Below are 19234 nucleotides of genomic sequence, written 5' to 3' on the forward strand. Positions count from 1 at the left end.
TGGCAATCCCACAAAACGCGGGCCTGTGGCAAGGTTATGGTGCGTTTTCACCTCTTTCTGCTGCGAGTATGGCACGCAGGCCGCTGTGATAATCCGGGTAGCGGAGGGTAACGCCAAGATCCTGCTTGATCCTGCTATTCCGCACCCGCTTGTTGTCGGCGTAGAAGCTGCGGGCCATGGGCCGCAGCTTCGCATCCTCGAACGGGATGTCCGGCGGGACGGGCAGGCCGAGCAGGTTTGCCGCCTCTTCGATCACGTCCTGTGGCGGCGCGGGCTTGTCATCCGCGACATTGTAGGCTGTGCCGGGAGTGGGCCGCGCGAAGCTGGCTTCGAGTATCTGCACTATATCCTCGACGTGAATGCGGCTGAACACCTGATCTGGCTTGACGATGCGCCGTGCGGTGCCGTCGCGCATCTTGTCGAGGGCGGATCGGCCGGGGCCGTAAATGCCAGCGAGACGGAAAATGTGCACCGGCAATCCGTACCGATGCCACAGCTCCATCCATGCCGCGTTCTGATTAGCGCGCAGGCCGCTGCGGTGAATGCTGGGCACCAGTGGCGTATCCTCGTCCACCCAACCGCCGCCGTGGTCGCCGTAGACGCCGGTGGTAGACAGGAGCCCGAGCCATCGGAGATCGGGTATCGCGCCGATATTGTCGGCCAGTAGTTCGAACGCCGGGTCGCCCTCGTCCCTTGGCGGGACGGAAGAAACAATATGGGTTGCCGTGGCGAGTGCCGGAGCCAGATCCCCCCCCGGCCAGATCACGGCCTCGGCGCCGGAGGCGGTTACCGAGTGGCGCTTGTCCTCGCTGCGGGTGGTGCCGGTCACACGCCATCCCTGCGCCAGCAGCGATTTCGCCAGCGCCGTGGCGGTAAAGCCGAAGCCGAGGGCCAGAAGATGAGGTTGTGCCATTTGTACCTGCCGCGATAGTCTCGTTTTTTCGGAAGACTAGAGGGATTGGACGCGGATGCGAAGCCTGACTGTGATGGTGGTGGTGATGCTGGCTACCGTCGCGCATGCGGACATACGGACATTGGCGGAATGCCGGTCGGCGGTGTCCGAAGATGCAGCGGCGGTGCGGGAGGAGGCGGCCCGGTGGATCACACTGGGCGGCGGTGCGGAGGCGCGGCTGTGTGAAATTGCGGCGCTGGAGGCATTGGGGGCGCAGAGGGTGGCGGCGACGAAGCTGACAGAACTGGCGCAGGACCGGGGCACGGCGATTTCCACGGAGGCGCGGGCAGTGATGTTTGCCGATGCCGGGCGGATGTGGCTGAACCAGGGTCAGCTTGTGCTTGCTCGAAAGACACTGGAGGCGAGTGCGGCGCTAGCCCCGGAGGGTGCGGAGCACCTCGCGCCGCTTGCGGAACTGGAGATGGAAGAGGAAAACTGGGAGGCAGCAGAGGCCGCGCTGACCCGGCTGCTCGCCGTCGGGCCGGAGAACAACCGCTATTTTTTGCGTGCTATAGCGCGTCGACAGGCCGGTTTGCTGGAAGGGGCGCTGGAGGATCTGGCAGAAATACCGGAGACGGAGAAGGTCCGGCTCGAGCGCGCCCTCATCTGGGCCGCGCAGGGCAAGGCGGAGGCAGCGCAGGTGCTGGCCCTGTCTCTGGCCTCGGAAACCGATGACCACGATATACGGGCTGCGGCGCGGGAACTGCTGGCTGCTCGTGCCTTGGTGGACGCTCCTGCCGGGCTGGAGGCGGCGGACCGTCCGGTGTTGCGTGATGAGAGCGTGGACGCTGCGGCCCCGGAAAGCGGGCCAAGCCCGATGCCGCGGCCCTGAACAGCCTCAGGCGCGGGAAATGGCGGGCAAAATCTTTTCGGACAGCAGGCGGTTCAGTACACCGCCGTGACCGTTGCTGCGGGCCGGCAGGTTCGCATCTGACGTCATGACGACGACGGTATCGCGCTGCGGGATGACATAGATCATCTGGCCGCCGTAGCCGCGGGCATAGAAAACGCGCACGCCTGACATCAGCGTCTGGAACCAGCCATAGCCGTACTGGTGCCCGGAGTAGGGAGAGCGGGCGCGCGGTGTCCAGGCCGCCCGGAGCATATCCTCGCTGATGATGCGGGTGCCATTGTGTACGCCACCCGCCAGCGCCATCTCACCGAAACGGCGCATGCCGTTTGGACTGATGGCCATGTTGTTGCCGCCCATGTAGATGCCCTGCGGGTCACGTGTCCACGGCGGCATCTCCGCCTCCAGCGGGTCGCCGAGCCAGGATTGTGCCAGTTCGTGGGTGCTGCGGCCCGTCACGTTGGTAAGGATCGCGGACAACAGGTGATAGTCACCCGTCGAATAGTTCATTTCCGTGCCCGGCGCGGCGGTAGCCGGACCTGTCAGCACATACTCGACCCAGTTGGGAGAGTTCACCCAGGCGCCGTATTCCGGGCCGGAGGTTCGGGCGAGACCGCTGCGCATGGACAGCAGGTGATCGACGGTAATGTTTTCCACCCAGGGCTTGAGGCCGCTCTTCGGGGCGAAATCGCCGAGCAGCGGCAGGATCGGTTCGGACACGCTGGCGATGATGCCGCGGTCGATCGCGATAAGTACAAGGGTTGCGAGCAGGGTCTTGGAGACGGATTTGACGTTGACCGGCGTGTTCAGGCCGGGGCCGCGATAGGCGGCGGCCAGATGAATCTCCGACTTGACGGAAATGCTGAGGCTGTTGAGTTGCTGGATATCGGCGGCAAAACTGTCGGCGTCGGACAGACGCGCCCTGTCCACCCACTGCGTGGCAGCCTTTTGCGGAGCGTAGGGAAGAAGAACGGATCCGGCCAGGCCGCCTACCAGCACCCTGCGGCCTATCTTCGTTTTTTCCACCTTACACCGTAACACTGGCTACCCCACCATTTGCACTGAACATCAAAGTTTCATTCCGATATTTTGGCCGTAGAACGGGCCGCGGAAACCATCTTTGCATCCAGTCGATGTTTGTCACACCGATTCTTGCATCAAAGGTAAATTCACCAAGATAATTTGGCGAAAATGCGCCCTGACAATCCAATATCATAATAGCAGACGGTTTTTTAGACCTGTGACGCAACGTAAGGTTGTCCCGTAGCTGCGTGTGGCTCCCGAATGGCGAGTTTCGATTCGCCGGAGGGGCTTGGGTTCGGGTCATACGGAAGGCATTGAAATCTGTACTCTTTTGCACACTGTAATATTGATGGTGTGCCAAGTCGGCCAAAAGCGGTTCAAAGGCCTTCAAATAAGCGAGAATCACTTCAACCGAGACTATTTTCCTAGCGATGCGGCATTATTCTCGGTTGTTAACTTCCCTCTCGCGTTGGACAAATTGGCCGGTTAATAATCCATGAAGCCTTTTTGGTGCCTTGGGGGGCATCGAAACAACAACACAGACCGGAGGAGCCTTCACAAGATGAAGATTGGCGCGCCCAAAGAACTTTTCGAGAGCGAAGCGCGGGTTGCGCTGACGCCGCAGAGTGCGGAGCAACTGAAGAAACTCGGCTATGATTGCGTGGTGGAAAGCGGTGCGGGCGCGCTGGCGCGGTTCACGGACGACGCCTATCGCGAGGCCGGCGTAGAGGTGGTCGACAGTGCGGAGGCGCTCTATGCCGCTGCCGATATCGTGCTCAAGGTACGCGCACCGGAAGGGGAAGAACTGGACCGCCTGCGTGAGGGCCATATCCTGATCTCCTTCATTTGGCCGGCCCAGAACGAGGCCCTGCTGGAGACGCTGAAGGCCAAGGGCGTCACGACCATCGCCATGGATATGGTGCCGCGTATCAGCCGCGCCCAGAAGATGGACGCTCTGTCCTCGATGGCCAACATCGCCGGCTATCGGTCCGTCATCGAAGCCGGGAACAATTTCGGCCGCTTCTTCACCGGGCAGGTGACGGCGGCAGGCAAGGTGCCGCCGGCGAAGGTGCTGGTCGTCGGTGCTGGCGTCGCCGGTCTGGCGGCCATCGGTACAGCCACATCGCTCGGCGCGATCACGCTGGCCTTCGACGTGCGGCCCGAAGTGGCCGAGCAGATCGAGAGCATGGGTGCGGAGTTCGTTTATCTCGACTTCGACGAGGAACAGCAGGATGGCGCGGCCACCGGTGGCTATGCCGCACCCTCCAGCCCCGAGTTCCGCGAAAAGCAGCTCGAGAAGTTCCGTGAACTGGCCCCCGATATCGACATCGTCATCACCACCGCGCTGATTCCGGGCCGGCCGGCGCCGAAACTGTGGACCGAGGACATGGTGCTGGCGATGAAGCCCGGTTCCGTGATCGTCGATCTGGCGGCGGAGCGAGGCGGCAACTGCGACCTGACAATCCCCGACGAAAAGATCACCACGGAGCATGGTGTGACAATTGTCGGCTATACCGACTTCCCCAGCCGTATGGCGACACAATCCTCGACGCTGTATGCCACCAACCTTCGCCACATGCTGACAGACCTGACGCCCGACAAGGATGGCGTGCCAAACGTCAACATGGAGGATGACGTCATCCGTGGCGCGACCGTGACACATGAGAAGGAAGTGACGTTCCCGCCGCCGCCCCCGAAGGTGGCCGCGATTGCCAAGCAACCGGCCAAGAAGGTGGTGGAGAAGACACCGGCAGAGAAGGCTGCGGACGAAGTGGCAGCATTCAAGGCGCAGACCAGACAGCAGGTAACGCTACTGGCTGTAGGAGCGGTTCTGATGCTGGCAGTGGGCGCCGTCGCGCCCGCGAGCTTCATGCAGCACTTCATCGTTTTCGTGCTGGCGGTCTTCGTCGGCTTCCAGGTCATCTGGGGTGTCGCGCATTCGCTGCACACGCCGCTGATGGCCGTGACGAACGCGATCTCGTCGATCATCATTCTCGGCGCGCTCATGCAGATCGGTTCCGGCTCGTTCCTCGTGATCCTGCTGGCCGCAATTTCCGTCTTCATGGCGGGCATAAACATATTCGGCGGTTTCATGGTTACACGGCGCATGCTCGCCATGTTCCAGAAGTCGTAAGGGGGAGCAGGTATAATGGACTTCGGATTCACCACGGCGGCCTATGTGGTCGCGGCTGTTCTCTTCATCCTCTCGCTCGGCGGCCTTTCGGGGCAGGAGAGCGCAAAACGGGCCGTCTGGTACGGTATCGCGGGCATGGCGCTGGCGGTTGTCGCCACTCTGATCGGGCCGGGCTCCGGCCTATGGCTCTTGTCGATCATCCTCGTCGCCTGCGGCGGCGTGATCGGCATGTTCCTCGCCAAGCGCGTGCAGATGACGCAGATGCCCGAGCTTGTGGCGGCAATGCACAGCCTTGTCGGTCTCGCAGCGGTGTTCGTCGGTTACAACGCCCATTTCGAGCTCGGCCGCGTACTGGCCATGGACGAAACGGCGCGGGAGGGGCTGAAAGGTTTCGCGGCCATTCTCGCCCATAAATCCTCCGTCGAGGTCAACATCCTGCGGGTCGAGCTTTTCCTTGGCGTCTTCATTGGGGCCATCACCTTCACCGGCTCGGTGATCGCCTATGGCAAGCTGGCGGGCAAGGTGAACTCCGCCGCCACCAAGCTGCCCGGCGGGCACATGCTGAACGCGGCTGCGGCTGCGATCTCTGTTCTCTGCCTGTTGTGGTACTTCGGCTCCGGCGGTTTCTTCCCGCTGTTCCTGATGACGCTGGCGGCGCTATTCATCGGCTATCACCTGATCATGGGTATCGGCGGGGCAGACATGCCGGTCGTCGTCTCCATGCTCAACTCGTACTCCGGTTGGGCCGCGGCAGCTATCGGCTTCAGTCTCGGCAACGACCTGCTGATCGTTGTGGGTGCGCTGGTCGGCTCGTCCGGTGCGATCCTGAGCTACATCATGTGCAAGGCGATGAACCGGCACTTCGTCAGCGTGATCTTGGGTGGCTTCGGCGGCCCGCAGGGTGAGGCGCAGGCCATCGAGGGCGAGCAGATCGCCATCGACGCGGACGGTGTGGCGAGCGCGCTCGACGATGCGGATAGCGTAATCATCATTCCGGGCTATGGCATGGCGGTGGCGCAGGCCCAGCAGAACGTGGCCGAACTGACGCGGCGCCTGCGGGCCAAGGGCAAGACGGTGCGCTTCGCCATCCACCCGGTCGCGGGCCGCCTGCCCGGGCACATGAACGTGCTGCTGGCCGAGGCGAAGGTGCCCTACGACATTGTGCTGGAAATGGACGAGATCAATGACGATTTCCCGGATACGGACGTCGCCATCGTCATCGGCTCCAACGACATCGTAAACCCGGCCGCGCAGGACGACCCCAACAGCCCCATCGCCGGCATGCCGGTGCTGGAATGCTGGAAGGCCAAGCAGGTGTTCGTGTCCAAGCGCGGTCAGGGCACCGGGTACTCGGGCATCGAGAACCCGCTGTTCTTCAAGGAGAACACGCGGATGTTCTACGGCGATGCGAAGGCATCACTTGATACTCTGCTTCAGAAGATAAGCTGAGCCGAGGGCCTCTCGACAGAAAGGGCGCTCCCACCGGAGCGCTCTTTTTCTTTGGCCGCTCGCGCGACTCACCAACATTCTCGAGCATCCACCAAGCCACGTTCCCGCCCGGGCGCCCAGCCCAGGCCGCGCCCGGCCCTCCTCTCCTTTTTTAAAGGGGGCCAACTCGGGCGAATCGAACCCTCCCATCTTTCGATTTCCTCCGACACCAACCCGTTTGCGTAATTGTCTGTCTGGGCTAGGTTGAATCTCAACCGTCGGCGAAACGTCACAACGGAACCGCACATGAATGACATCCTGGCCCTGCTTCAATCCTCCTGGGCGGATGCGCTTGCCTTCCTTGAATCCCTTCTCCAGCCGTGGCGGTTCTACCAGATCATCATCCTGATCGTTCTTGCCGTCGCCTCCACCTTCATCGCCCGCTTCGTCAAGCCACCCATCGAGACCTGGATGCGGGGGCTGGAGGGTATGCGGGCAAGCCAGTTGCGGTTCATGCTTGTGATCTTCCGGCGAACGCGCGGCATCATCTTCGCGCTGCTGGCGTGGATGACCTATCTGGTGATGCAGGAAATGACATGGCCCAGCCGGTCATACCTGATCGGTATCGCTGCCACGCTGGCAACGGCATGGATCTTCGTGGCCATCAGCACGCGGCTGATCCGGAATGCCGCTATCCGTTCCATCGTCCGCTGGGGCGCATGGGCCTTCGTGACCGTCCGGGTGCTGGGGATACAGGAGGACGCGGAGGCCGCACTCGACAGCCTGGCGCTGTCGATGGGCGAGACGCGACTGTCGCTGCTTCTACTGGTTAAGGCCGTGGTGGTGCTGGGCCTGCTGATCGGCATCGCCAATTTCCTCGCCCGCTTTCTTGACCGTCGGCTGGCCGAGAACCAGGAGATGTCGCCCTCGCTGCGGGTGCTGACGACCAAGCTGACACATGTGATGCTGTTCGCCTTCGCGGTTTTCATCGCCTTGCAGACCATCGGGTTTGACCTAACCTCACTGACGGTCCTTTCCGGCGCCGTCGGTCTCGGCCTCGGTTTCGGGTTGCAGAAGGTCGTTTCCAACCTCGTTTCCGGTGTGATCGTGCTGATGGACAAATCCATCAAGCCGGGGGATGTGATCAGCCTTGGTGACACGTTTGGATGGGTATCGGAACTGAATGCCCGCTTCGTCGCCGTCATCACCCGCGACGGCAAGGAATACCTGATCCCCAACGAGGACCTGATCACCACCCAGGTGGTGAACTGGACGCATTCCTCCAATCTCGTCCGGCTCGATGTCTATTTCGGCGTCAGCTACGACAGCGATCCGCACCACGTTCGCAAGATCGCGCGGGAGGCGGCGGCGACGGAGAAGCGGGTCGTCGGCAACCCGGCGCCGGTTTGCCACATCGTCGGCTTCGGTGACAGCTCGATTGATTTCATCCTGCGCTTCTGGATAGAGGATCCGTCGGCGGGGCTGACCAATGTTCGCGGCAATGTTTATCTGGCCCTGTGGGACGCTCTGAAGCGAGAGAACATCGACATTCCCTTCCCGCGGCGGGATATTCAGATGCTGCCGCCTGCCGAAGCGGCACCGAAACTGTTCGAGGGCGACTGATCCGCGCGGGCTGTTAACCCTTCCTTGCGATCCATCGGCAACACAGTTACCAAACCTCCCAACCGCAAGAAGAAGCCCGGAAGGCACGAACAGCATGACAGCGCGCAAGAACTACCTCTTCACCTCCGAATCCGTTTCAGAAGGCCATCCTGACAAGGTGTGCGACCAGATTTCCGACGCTGTGATCGACATGATCCTGACGAGGGAGCCGGAGGCCCGCGTGGCCGTGGAAACGGCGGCGACAACCAACAAGGTGGTGCTGATGGGCGAGGTCAAGATTTCCGACACCAACGCCGTGACACCGGAAGAGATTTCCGCCACCGCGCGGGAGGTGATCCGCCGGATCGGCTATCGCCAGAAGGGTTTTCATTTCAAGACCTGTTCAATCGACTGTTACGTGCATGAGCAGAGCCAGGACATCGCGCAGGGCGTCGATGCGGCCGACAACAAGGATGAGGGCGCGGGCGATCAGGGCATCATGTTCGGCTTCGCCACAAAGGAAACGCCGGAACTGATGCCGGCGCCGATTCTCTATGCACACAAGATTCTGAAACGGCTGGCGGATGTACGTCACTCCGGTGAAGCGCCGCAGCTTGGCCCCGATGCCAAATCGCAGCTGACGATCGAGTATCGCGACGGCAAGCCGGTGCGGGTCGACAGCCTCGTGCTGTCCACGCAACATCTGGACGGTTCGATGACATCCGAGGACGTGCGGGCGCTGGTGACACCCTACATCGAGGAAGTGCTCCCCGAGGGCTGGCTCGATGCCAAGACCGTATGGCACGTGAATCCGACGGGCCGTTTCGTGATCGGCGGGCCGGATGGCGACGCCGGGCTGACCGGGCGCAAGATCATCGTCGATACCTACGGCGGCGCGGCCCCGCACGGCGGCGGCGCGTTCAGCGGCAAGGATCCGACCAAGGTGGACCGCTCTGCCGCTTACGCTGCGCGCTATCTCGCCAAGAACGTCGTTGCCGCAGGCATGGCGGAGCGCTGCACCATCCAGCTTTCCTATGCCATCGGTGTGGCAGAGCCGCTGTCAATCTACGTCGATACCCATGGCACGGGCGAACTGGCACCGGAAGCGATCGAGAAGGCCATTCGCGGGTCCATGAGCCTGACGCCGCGCGGCATCCGCACGCATCTGGGACTCAACCGGCCGATCTATCAGCGCACGGCGGCTTATGGGCACTTCGGGCGTGAACCGGACGCCGATGGCGGTTTCTCGTGGGAGAAGAAGGACCTCGTGGAGGCGCTGAAAGCGGCGCTCTGACGCGGCATTTCGCGATAGAAGGGTGCTGCCAAGTGGCATAGGGTCCGCGCCATGAGCACTGTCGCAAAATCCACGCTTGCCCTGACGGCGGCCCTGATGCTGGGCCGCCTGTTCGGGTTCCTGCGCGAGGTGCTGCTGGCCGCGAAACTCGGTGTCAGTGCTGAGGCCGATATGGCGGTGCTGATCCTGACGCTGCCGGATTTCCTGATAACGCTGCTGCTGGCAGGCGGATTTTCCGCTGCTCTGGTGCCGGCGCTCCGCCGTGCGGAGGGAGACGACCGCGAGGTGCTGTTCCGATATGTGGCGACGCTGGCGCTGCTGGTATCGTTAGCCGTAGCGCTGGTAATTGCGCTTTATCCTGCCGGAGTTTTCCGCCTGCTCGCCCCGGCGCTAACGGCGGAGGCCTACACGCCGCATCTGCTGGCGATGAGGCTGACGGCGCTGAGTATTCCCCTTGCGGCCTTGTCCGGGGTTCTCGGGGCGCTGCTGAACGCGCGCAACATTTTCTTTGTCGTCGGGCTGGGCACAGGGGTCTACAACCTCGTGCTTTGCATCGTGCTTTTTGCCCTGCCGGGCGGGGCGGCGCTGATCCTGCCGCTGGCGCTGGGGGTGCTGGCTGCCGCCGTGGCCCGTACGTCGATGCTGCTGGTCAACGCCCGTCCGCGCCTCCTGCCGCAATGGCGGGCCCCGGCGGGGGCGGATGTGCGTCTCTTGCGCCTGTTTGTCGCCGGTGTTTTGGCGGTGGGCATAACAGCCGCGGCCCAAATCCTGTTCCGCACCGTTGCCGGGCTGGCGGAACCGGGTGCGCTGACGGCGTTCTCCTACGGGCTGAAGCTGTTCATGCTGCCCCTGTTTTTGCTCTTCGCGCCGCTGGCGACGGTGCTGCTGCCGCGTTTCACCGATGACATGGGGGCGACGCGCCTGCCAGCGGCGGCGCTGTCAGTGACGCTGGTGCTATCCGGCGCCGTCCTTGCTGCCGGGCAGGTAGCCGGTAACGATATCGCGCGGCTGATCCTCTATCGCGGGGCGATGGACGAGGCGGGCCTCGCGGCAGTGACGATCGCGGCACGATGGATGTTTCTGGCCTTGCCATTCGCGGCGCTGGAACTCATCGCCGCCGCGCGTCTGAACGCGGTGCAGCGTACCGGTCGGGTCATGCTGGATGCCGCGGTCGCGTTGGCGATCGCCGGGGCGCTGGCTATCGCCGTGCCGGCATTGGTGCTTCCGGCCTTCGTGCTGTTCTACGCTCTGGCGGCACTACTGCATCTGGCGGCTATGCCAGTGCCGTGGGTAGGCATCCTGCGTTGGCTGTCGCCGATGCGGTTGCTGCTGGCGACGGCCTTTCTGGCCGGTGCGTACGCGTTCGACCGGTTGGTGGTGCCGGAGGGGGCGGTCTGGCTGCATGCCTTCGCGGGGCTTGTGATCTTCTGTGGCGTCTCCGCTGTCTGGGCCGACAAGTTCCGCGCGGTGGTCCGCATCCGTTGAACGTTGCGCCGACGCGGGCTAAGGCTTGGCGCAGGGGCGGCGCAAGAGGATCGGGCCATGTGCGGAATTTTCGGGGCCATCGTTGCTGAGGGGCGCAAGATCGCGCCCGCGCGGTTCGAAGCGATGCAAACCTGCCTGCGCCATCGTGGCCCGGATGCCAGAGGCTTCGACACGGATGGACGCACGACGCTGGGCAACGTACGGCTATCGATCATCGACCTCAGCGATGCCAGCGACCAGCCTCTGATATCGGAGGATGGCAAGGTTGCGGTCGTTCAGAACGGCGAGATCTACAATTACATCGAATTGCGCGAGGAGTTGCGGGCAGAAGGAGCCGTGTTTCGCACCACCGGCGATACAGAGGTGATCCTGCACGCCTTCCGCCACTGGGGCCCGGATTTCGTGACACGGCTGAATGGCATGTTCGCCATCGCCGTCCATGATCGCGCCACCGGAACCACCTACCTCTACCGCGACCGGCTGGGCGTGAAGCCGCTCTATCTTGCCAAGACGGAGGACGGTATCTTCTTCGCCTCGGAAATCAAGGCGTTGCTGGCCGCAGGCCTGCCCAGGCAGGCCAATCTCGATGCGCTGGCGCAGTTCTTCGCGCTCAATTATATCCCCGCGCCCCACACTGCATTCGCGGGCATCGTCCACCTGATGCCGGGCCACATGGCAGCGATCGGGGAGACTATGGAGATTCGGCGCTACTGGTCGCTGTCGGGCATCCGGCCCGATCCGAAGATGACCGAAGCCGAGGCCGAGGCCGGTTTGCGCCGCCTGCTGGATGATGCCACCCGCATTCGCCTGCGGTCCGACGCGCCCTTCGGTGCCTTCCTCTCCGGCGGGCTGGACAGTACATCCGTGGTGGCGTCGATGCGCGACCATATCGAGGGCGAGATCCGCACCTATTCCATCGGCTTCACCGATGCCCGCTTTGACGAGACAAAATGGGCCGAGGCGGCGGCGAAGCTTTTCGAAACACAGCACGTCGCCAAAATCGTGGAGCAGGACATCACCCGCCTCTGGCCCCGCTTCATCTACCATTGCGATCAGCCGCATGGCGACGTGAGCTTCATGCCCACCGATCAGGTCTCGCAACTTGCCGTGCAGGACGTGAAGATGGTGCTGACGGGCGATGGCGGGGATGAGCTTTTCGCAGGCTACGAGAAGTACCTCGGCATCTTCCCCGAAGGCAGCGCCGAAGAGCTTACCGCCGGGTGGGAGGATGGCTATGCCCGTGCCTCGGGCCTTCTGCACGGCGATCAGTCGGCGCGGTTGCTGACGGGCGGCCTCTTTGACGCCTTCCACGACAGTGACCCCTATCGCCAGCTTGCGGATGCCATGCGCGCCTACCCGATGCAGGATCCGATCAATCGCGTTCTCCTTGGCGACACAACGGTACTTCTGCCCGGCAACAACCTCGTGAAGCCCGACCGGATGGCTATGGCCAATTCGCTGGAGGTGCGCTCTCCGTTTCTCGATTACCGCATGGCCGAGTTCGCTTTCACCGTGCCCGGCTGGATGAAGCTGAAAGGCGGGGAGACGAAGGCCGTCTACAAATCTGCGATGGTTCAGCGGCTGGGGCGCGACCTGACATACCGCCGCAAGCAGATGTTCACCGTGCCCATCGGCGAGTGGTTCAAGGATACGCTGACGGAGTATTGCCGCGATATGCTGCTGGATGGGCGGCTGGCCGCGCGGGGGCTGTTCGATGCGGCGGTGGTCGAGGAAATGCTGGAGGCGCATGTGGCGGGGCGAGAGAACCTTACCCGGCAATTGCGGGCGCTGATCTCCATCGAAATCTGGTTCCGTCTGTTCATCGACGAAGACGAGGACATGCTGGAGCAGGCAGCGTGAACCTCAGAACTTTGATGGTCGTCAGCGACCCCGCCATTTCCGCCTACGTGGCGGCGCACGGGGTAGACAGGCTGTTCGTCGATCTCGAGTGGATGGGCAAGGCTGAGCGGCAACCCGGCGACACATGGAAATCGCGGCTGACGCCGGAAGGTGTTTCCGCCATTCGCAACGCCGCTCCGGAGGCGGAGATGATGGTGCGCGTCAACCCGTTCCACGAGGGCACGCACACGGAGGTGGACGATGCTATCGCACGCGGCGCAGATGTGTTGATGCTGCCGATGTTCCGAGATGCGGAAACGGTGGCGCGGTTTCGCGACATGGTGGCTGGCCGCGCCGGGATCATGCCGCTGGTCGAAACGAAATCGGCACTCGGCGCCATGCCGGAAATCGCGGCGTTGGCGCCTGAGTCACTCTATATCGGCCTCAACGATCTGCATCTCGATCTTGGCATGAAGTTCATGTTCCAGCCACTTGCCGACGGGATGCTCGATGACCCGTGCGCCAGCCTGCGGGCTGCCGGTGTGCCCTTTGGGATTGGCGGGATCGCCCGCGTCGGTCAGGGTGCCATCCCGGCGGAGATGGTGCTGGCCGAGCACGCGCGGCTCGGTTCGGAGTGGGTGATCCTGAGTCGTGGCTTCCACGACAGAGCGGCCAGCGTGTCAGATCTGGAGATGCAGGGCTTTGGTGCTGCGGTGCAAGCATTGAAGGATTATGCCGCCGCACTGACCGGCGCGGACGATCTGGACCGGCGGCATGATGAATTTACCCGCACCGTCGGTGACCTGGTCGCCCGCTTGTAGCGAACACGGTGGTCGGCAGGTGCTCGCGGGCAGAACGCCCATTTTAACGGCGCACCGTAGGTGTCAGCCGGGAAGGATGGGTTGGACAGGCTTTTCCTGCGCCTCCATCAAGGCCTTGAAATCCTGCAGCCCGAGGGTGGCGACAGGGTTCATGTCATCGTCGAGCAGTTCGTAAATCATGCCGTCGGTCCCGCGGTTGCTGAACAACACGATGGCGTCCTGATCGCCGCCGCCCTCGGTATGGGCCGCGCCACCGGCGGGGCGGGAGACGTAGCTGCCGACCGGGCGGGTTTCGACAAGATCGCCCGTGGAATTGTAGATTCGCAACTCGCCCTGGATGACGAACGTGCGATAGTCGGCGTGATGGTTGTGCAGGATGACGCGCTGATTGGCATCGAACTTGAACAGCACGTCGACGATCCGAGCGTCCTCGTCAACGCTCAGCACGTTGTAGGATGCGTGGTGCAGGCCGTCGATCTGGTACCAGCGGATGTTGCTGTCGTCGAATGTGTGGGCCATTTTTTCCTCCCTCTTGTTGGTTGACGGCAGAGTGTCGTCTTGCCGCTATGCCGTCTTGCCATTTGGTGCCAAACTGACAGGGGAGTGTGAGGGGAGGCACCGGGACCTATGGCGCAGACGAGGGGCTATACGCGCGCCAGTGCGCTGGGGCCGATCTCCGGCTTCGTGGAGGACAGGGGTGGACGCATCGCCCGCGTCTTCGAACGGGTGGATTTGCCGCTTGGTATCCTCGACGCACCGGACATGCCGCTGCCGTTGGCCGAGCAGTTCAAGGTTCTGCACAGTGCCGGGCGCGAGATTGGTGACCCATATTTCGGGGCGCGGCTGGGCCGGCTGGTGCGGATCGAGAAGCTCAGTGCCTTTGGTCGCTGGGTCAGCCTCTCTCCGACACTCGGGTCGGCGATAGATCGGTCCAACCGGGGTCTGAACCGGTTCCTGCAGACAGGGACGCGCCTGCGGCTGGTTTCCGGCAACGGGGTTTCGCGCTGGTCCATCGAGTTCCTGGATCCGGGTTACGAGGGGCGGTTCCAGAACGAGTTGCTGGGCGTAAGTTACCTGATCGACACCTTGCGTTGTTTCCTCGGGCGGTCCTGGGTGCCGGACCTCGTGCGGGTGACCGGCACGCGCAGCAATCAGGCGGCGGCGCTGGAGCAGATCTTTTGCGCACCCGTTCTGGCTGGCAGCGCGGTGCCGGCCATCGAATTTCGGACGGCGCTACTGGCGACGGCGCGGCCCGGCGATGGCGGCGGCTGGCAGGCGTTCACCTCTTCGGAGGAGCGTATCCCCGATGCCGCACCCGAAAGCGAAGTTGTGGCGTTGATCGGGCTCGCAATGCTGGAAGGCTACCCGAAAATCGACTGGATTGCCTCCAAGCTGGGGATGACACGGCGGACACTACAGCGGCGGCTCGGGGAGCAGGGCCTGACATTTTCCGAACTTCTGGACGAACAGATGCGCAATCGTGCGGTCCGCTTGTTGCAGCAGCAGGGACTGTCGGTGACGGACGTAGCGTACAAGCTGGGCTACAGCGACCCGGCGCATTTCAGCCGGGCATTCGCGAAATGGAGCGGCATGCCCCCGCGGGCCTTTCGGGGGCACGTGGCCTGAGACAGTGAACAGAGCGGCGCGCCATGTGAAAAAGCCCGGGCGTGGCGCCCGGGCTTCTGGTGAGGCTAACGCTTGCCGGGCCGCTTCTGATCAGTCCAGCACCTCCTTGACGGCTTCTACGGTGGCGTCGACGACCACATCCACTTCCGCTTCGGTAATGCAAAGCGGCGGGGCGAAGCCGATAATGTCGCCCTGCGGCATGGCGCGGGCGATGACACCGCGTCTGGCCATGGCGGCGACGACGGAGGCGCCTTTCTTGGCCGCCGGGTCGAACAGTGTCAGCGGGTTACCGCTTTCCGCCAGTTCGACGGCAGCGAGCAGACCCTCGCCGCGCACTTCGGCGACTTTGGGGTGATCGGCAAGTGCCGACGTCAGGGCATTCAAGAAATAAGGTCCGGTCTTAGCGGCATTCCCCACTAGGCCCAGCTTGTCCACCAGCTTCAGGTTGGCGATACCGGCGGCTGCACCAATGGGGTGGGCGCTGTAGGTCCAGCCGTGGCCGATCGGGCCATTTTCGTCGGTTCCCTGCTCCAGAACCTTCCACATCCGGTCGGCGATGATCGAACCCGAGAGCGGTGCATAGGCGGAGGTCAGGCCCTTGGCGATGGTGATGATATCCGGTTCGATACCGTAATGAGTGCTGCCCATCATGGAGCCGAGGCGGCCAAAGCCGGTAACGACCTCATCCGCGATCAGCAGGATGTCGTATTTCTTCAGGACCGTCTGGATGGCAGCCCAGTAGCCTTCGGGCGGTGGAACGATGCCGCCGGTTCCCAGAATCGGTTCGCCAATGAAGGCGGCGACGGTGTCCGGACCTTCGGCAAGGATCATCTCCTCCAGCTTCGCGGCGCAATCGGCGGAGAACTCCTGCTCGGTCATCGCGCTGTCCTTGCGGCGCAGATAGTAGGGTGCCTCGGTGTGCAGGATCTGCGCCAGCGGCAGATCGAACTTCTTGTGGAAAAGTTCGAGACCGGTCAGAGAGCCGGTGACGAGACCGGAGCCGTGATAGCCACGCCAGCGCGATATGATCTTCTTCTTCTCCGGGCGGCCGAGGATGTTGTTGTAGTACCAGACAAGCTTGACGTTCGTCTCGTTGGCGTCAGATCCGCCGAGGCCGAAATAGACCTTGGACATATGGGCGGGCGCACGGTCCAGCACCATTTTGGAAAGCGTAATCGACGCTTCGGTGCCGTGGCCGACATAGGCGTGATAATAGGCAAGTTCGCGGGCCTGTTCCGCGATGGCCTCGGCGATCTCCTGCCGACCGTAGCCGACGTTGACACAGTAGAGCCCCGCGAAAGCGTCGAGCATCCGTTGGCCGTCACGGTCCGTGATATAGATGCCTTCGCCGCCGGTTATCACGCGTGAGGGTGTTTCGCCTCGCGCGTGTTGGCCGAGATGGGTGGACGGGTGGAAGAAGTTCTCCCTGTCCCATTGTGCGAGTTGATCGTTGGTCAGCATTGCAAGACCCTCCTGAAAATTCACGCGAGCATAAAGCGAAGCCTGTGGTTGTTTTCGGCGGATTTTGGTAGCGTTTGCAGAATTGCTGCAAATTCGAGGAAAAGATGGAGAAAACAGGCGAGTTGGACGATTTCGACCGCAAGATATTGCACGAGGTACAGATCGATAACCTGCTGACTTCGGCCGAGATGGCGGAGCGGGTGGGCCTGTCGCCGACCTCGGTGCAGCGCCGGCTGAACCGGCTGCGAAAAGACGGAGTGATCCGGCGGGATATCTCTGTGGTGGCGCCGCGCGACGTGGGCCGGACGCTGACCATGATCGTCTCGGTCGAACTGGAACGTGACCGGGCAGACATCATCGACAGTTTCAAGAAGGCCTTGCGTCAGGACCCCTTCGTGATGAGTGCGTGGTATGTGACCGGGCAGACCGATTTCGTCATGCTGGTCACTGCGCGGGACATCCAGGAATACGAGGCGTTCACGCGCCGCTTCCTGCACGACAATCCGGATATCAAGGGGTTTCGGACAACCGTGGTAATGGACGAAATCAAGACATCGTTCTACGTGCCGCCGTGGGGATGAACTTGGCGCTATTGTGGTTCGCCTTGCGGATTTGGGCCTTGGCCTTCGCCACCCCTGCGGCCTAAAAGGGGCGCATGAATTCGCCGTCTGATCTGCTTTCCTCCGTTTTTGGTTTCGATGCCTTTCGCCCCGGACAGGGCGAGGTGGTAGAGGCCGTGGTGGCAGGGCGGAACGTGCTGGCGATCATGCCAACCGGAGGCGGAAAAAGCCTGTGTTACCAGTTACCTGCCCTCTGTCGGGAGGGGGTAACGGTCGTCGTTTCCCCGCTGATTGCGCTGATGCGCGATCAGGTGCGGGCGCTGCGTGCCGCCGGGGTGCAGGCGGGGGCGCTGACCTCGGGCAACACCGAGGAGGAGACGGAGGAAGTATTCGAGGCGCTGGACCGTGGCGCGCTGAAGCTTCTCTACATGGCACCGGAGCGGCTGAGCCGGGCGGGTACGGGCAATCTGCTTTCGCGGGTCGGCGTGAAGCTGCTGGCCGTGGACGAGGCGCATTGCGTTTCCCAATGGGGGCACGACTTCCGGCCCGATTACCTTGAAATCGGCCCGCTGGCGCAGCGTCTGAACTGTCAGGTGGCCGCATTCACAGCGACGGCTGATCCGGAGACGCAGGAAGAGATCGTGGCGCGGCTTTTCCCCCGACGGCCGGAGGTGTTCCTGCGCGGCTTCGACCGGCCGAACCTGCATCTGGCCTTCGCCGCCAAGGACGGACCGCGGGCGCAGGTGATGGATTTCGTGGCACGCCGTAAGGGTCTTTCAGGCATCGTCTATTGTTCCAGCCGTGCGAAGACCGAGACGTTGGCACAGGCGCTGAACGCCGCCGGGCACACGGCTCTGGCCTATCACGCCGGGCTGGAGGCGGAGGAGCGTCGGCTGGCGGAGACAAGGTTCCAGCGTGAGGACGGGCTGATCGTCTGCGCGACAGTTGCCTTCGGTATGGGTGTCGACAAGCCGGACATCCGCTACGTCGTCCATGCCGATCTGCCGAAGAGCATCGAGGCCTATTACCAGGAGGTCGGCCGCGCCGGGCGGGACGGGGCACCGGCGGAGACCCTGACGCTGTTCGGGCCGGAAGACATCCGCTTGCGGCGGGCGCAGATCGACGAGGGGCTGGCCCCGGTGGAGCGCAAACAGGCGGATCACGCCCGGCTGAACGCACTGCTGGGGCTCGCGGAAAGTCCGGTATGCCGGCGCGTGCCGTTGTTGCGGTATTTTGGCGAGGAACGGGCTGGTGGTTGCGGTGGATGCGATATCTGCGCCGAACCGCCGGAGACATTCGACGCCAAGGATGCAGCGCGCAAGGCATTCTCTGCCGTGTTGCGAACCGGGGAAAATTTCGGAGCCGGGCACCTCATCGACATCCTGCGCGGGCAGCGGACGGAGAAGGTGCTGGCGCGGGGCCATGACCAGTTGCCGACATTCGGCTGCGGGCAGGAGTTCGCCAAGGGCGAATGGCAGGCGATATTCAGGCAGTTGATGGGGCTGGACCTATTGCGACCGGATGCGGCCCGGCATGGGGCGCTTCGCCTGACGGAAGCGGCGCGGCCTTTGTTGCGGGGCGAGGTGGAACTGACATTGCGGCGTGACAGCGTTGCAAAGGCCAAGGCGCGAAACCGGCCAGAGGCGGTGGCGTTGGTGGGCGAAGAGGATGAACCACTGCTCTCGGCGCTGAAGGCGAAACGGCGGGAACTGGCGGAGGCGGCAAAGGCGCCGGCCTACGTGATCTTCCCGGATCGGACGCTGGTAGAGATGGTGCATCGACGGCCGACGACGCTGGACCAGATGCGTGGCGTTTCCGGCGTGGGAGAGAAGAAGCTGGAAAAATTCGGCGCGATCTTTCTGGAAGTGCTGACGGGCGAGGGGCCGGGACGGGTGCATCCGCAACGCATGGCGCTGGCGGGGCGCGATGCGGCAGCGACTTTTGATCGGCTGGAGCAAGCACAAGTTGCCCTGTCTCGGGGGGAAAGCGGGCTGGAGCCGTTCCTGAACTGCAACAAGACCACGCTGCGCAAGATCGCCGAAATGCGCCCGGGCACGCTGGAGGATCTGGCGTTGGTGCCGGGTATGGGAGCCGTAAAACTGGAGCGGTTTGGCTCGGCGTTCCTCGAAGCGCTGGACAGCGAGGGCTGAGGTTCAGGG

15 protein-coding genes are annotated in these 19234 nt (G+C 63.1%); 11 read left to right on the plus strand and 4 right to left on the minus strand.

Features of this window, described 5'->3' with window-relative positions; all coding sequences use genetic code 11:
* Positions 1 to 34: 34 nt before the first annotated feature.
* Positions 35 to 913 (minus strand): SDR family oxidoreductase, encoded by an 879-nt coding sequence (locus GO499_RS16675; protein WP_161863238.1) that lies wholly within the window; start codon positions 911 to 913, stop codon positions 35 to 37.
* A 55-nt stretch (positions 914 to 968) separates the two neighbouring features.
* On the opposite strand from GO499_RS16675, the gene GO499_RS16680 reads away from it, so the two are divergent.
* Entirely contained in the window at positions 969 to 1784 is an 816-nt protein-coding gene (locus tag GO499_RS16680; protein ID WP_161863239.1) for a tetratricopeptide repeat protein, read from the plus strand.
* Between the two features lie 6 nt (positions 1785 to 1790).
* Here the strand turns inward: GO499_RS16680 and GO499_RS16685 are convergent, their stop codons facing one another.
* Positions 1791 to 2828 carry a serine hydrolase domain-containing protein gene (locus GO499_RS16685; RefSeq protein WP_161863240.1) on the minus strand — a complete coding sequence of 346 codons (1038 nt, stop codon included), beginning with the start codon at positions 2826 to 2828 and terminating at the stop codon, positions 1791 to 1793.
* 559 nt (positions 2829 to 3387) lie between these two features.
* On the opposite strand from GO499_RS16685, the gene GO499_RS16690 reads away from it, so the two are divergent.
* The 7 genes from GO499_RS16690 (at position 3388) to GO499_RS16720 (ending at position 13428) form a co-directional block, all read left to right on the plus strand.
* Positions 3388 to 4959, plus strand: a complete 1572-nt coding sequence (locus tag GO499_RS16690; RefSeq protein WP_161863241.1) for a Re/Si-specific NAD(P)(+) transhydrogenase subunit alpha — start codon at positions 3388 to 3390, stop codon at positions 4957 to 4959.
* Between the two features lie 15 nt (positions 4960 to 4974).
* Positions 4975 to 6408, plus strand: a complete 1434-nt coding sequence (locus GO499_RS16695) for an NAD(P)(+) transhydrogenase (Re/Si-specific) subunit beta (protein ID WP_161863242.1) — start codon at positions 4975 to 4977, stop codon at positions 6406 to 6408.
* Positions 6409 to 6693: 285 nt separating this feature from the next.
* Positions 6694 to 8010 carry a mechanosensitive ion channel family protein gene (locus tag GO499_RS16700; RefSeq protein ID WP_161863243.1) on the plus strand — a complete coding sequence of 439 codons (1317 nt, stop codon included), beginning with the start codon at positions 6694 to 6696 and terminating at the stop codon, positions 8008 to 8010.
* A 94-nt stretch (positions 8011 to 8104) separates the two neighbouring features.
* Complete coding sequence (gene metK / locus GO499_RS16705) at positions 8105 to 9283, plus strand: methionine adenosyltransferase (protein ID WP_161863244.1); 1179 nt, start codon at positions 8105 to 8107, stop codon at positions 9281 to 9283.
* A 51-nt stretch (positions 9284 to 9334) separates the two neighbouring features.
* The gene (locus GO499_RS16710) at positions 9335 to 10768 is read left to right on the plus strand and encodes a lipid II flippase MurJ (RefSeq protein ID WP_161863245.1); all 1434 of its coding nucleotides are present in this window, start codon (positions 9335 to 9337) and stop codon (positions 10766 to 10768) included.
* Between the two features lie 57 nt (positions 10769 to 10825).
* Entirely contained in the window at positions 10826 to 12628 is a 1803-nt protein-coding gene (gene asnB, locus GO499_RS16715; RefSeq protein WP_161863246.1) for an asparagine synthase (glutamine-hydrolyzing), read from the plus strand.
* Entirely contained in the window at positions 12625 to 13428 is an 804-nt protein-coding gene (locus GO499_RS16720) for an aldolase/citrate lyase family protein (protein ID WP_161863247.1), read from the plus strand. Before asnB ends, GO499_RS16720 begins: the two co-directional genes overlap by 4 nt.
* 63 nt (positions 13429 to 13491) lie before the next feature.
* Here GO499_RS16720 and GO499_RS16725 read toward each other — a convergent pair whose 3' ends face one another.
* Positions 13492 to 13947, minus strand: a complete 456-nt coding sequence (locus tag GO499_RS16725; RefSeq protein WP_161863248.1) for a cupin domain-containing protein — start codon at positions 13945 to 13947, stop codon at positions 13492 to 13494.
* 108 nt (positions 13948 to 14055) lie between these two features.
* Here GO499_RS16725 and GO499_RS16730 point away from each other — a divergent pair, with 108 nt between their 5' ends.
* The gene (locus GO499_RS16730) at positions 14056 to 15054 is read left to right on the plus strand and encodes an AraC family transcriptional regulator (protein WP_161863249.1); all 999 of its coding nucleotides are present in this window, start codon (positions 14056 to 14058) and stop codon (positions 15052 to 15054) included.
* A 90-nt stretch (positions 15055 to 15144) separates the two neighbouring features.
* Here the strand turns inward: GO499_RS16730 and GO499_RS16735 are convergent, their stop codons facing one another.
* On the minus strand, positions 15145 to 16515 hold the full coding sequence (locus GO499_RS16735; protein ID WP_161863250.1) for an aspartate aminotransferase family protein: 1371 nt from the start codon (positions 16513 to 16515) through the stop codon (positions 15145 to 15147).
* A 104-nt stretch (positions 16516 to 16619) separates the two neighbouring features.
* Here GO499_RS16735 and GO499_RS16740 point away from each other — a divergent pair, with 104 nt between their 5' ends.
* On the plus strand, positions 16620 to 17096 hold the full coding sequence (locus GO499_RS16740; protein ID WP_161863251.1) for an Lrp/AsnC family transcriptional regulator: 477 nt from the start codon (positions 16620 to 16622) through the stop codon (positions 17094 to 17096).
* Positions 17097 to 17170: 74 nt separating this feature from the next.
* The gene (recQ, locus tag GO499_RS16745) at positions 17171 to 19225 is read left to right on the plus strand and encodes a DNA helicase RecQ (RefSeq protein ID WP_161863252.1); all 2055 of its coding nucleotides are present in this window, start codon (positions 17171 to 17173) and stop codon (positions 19223 to 19225) included.
* Positions 19226 to 19234 lie beyond the last annotated feature (9 nt).

Origin of the sequence: Algicella marina (assembly GCF_009931615.1) — a bacterium.
GTDB lineage: Bacteria > Pseudomonadota > Alphaproteobacteria > Rhodobacterales > Rhodobacteraceae > Algicella > Algicella marina.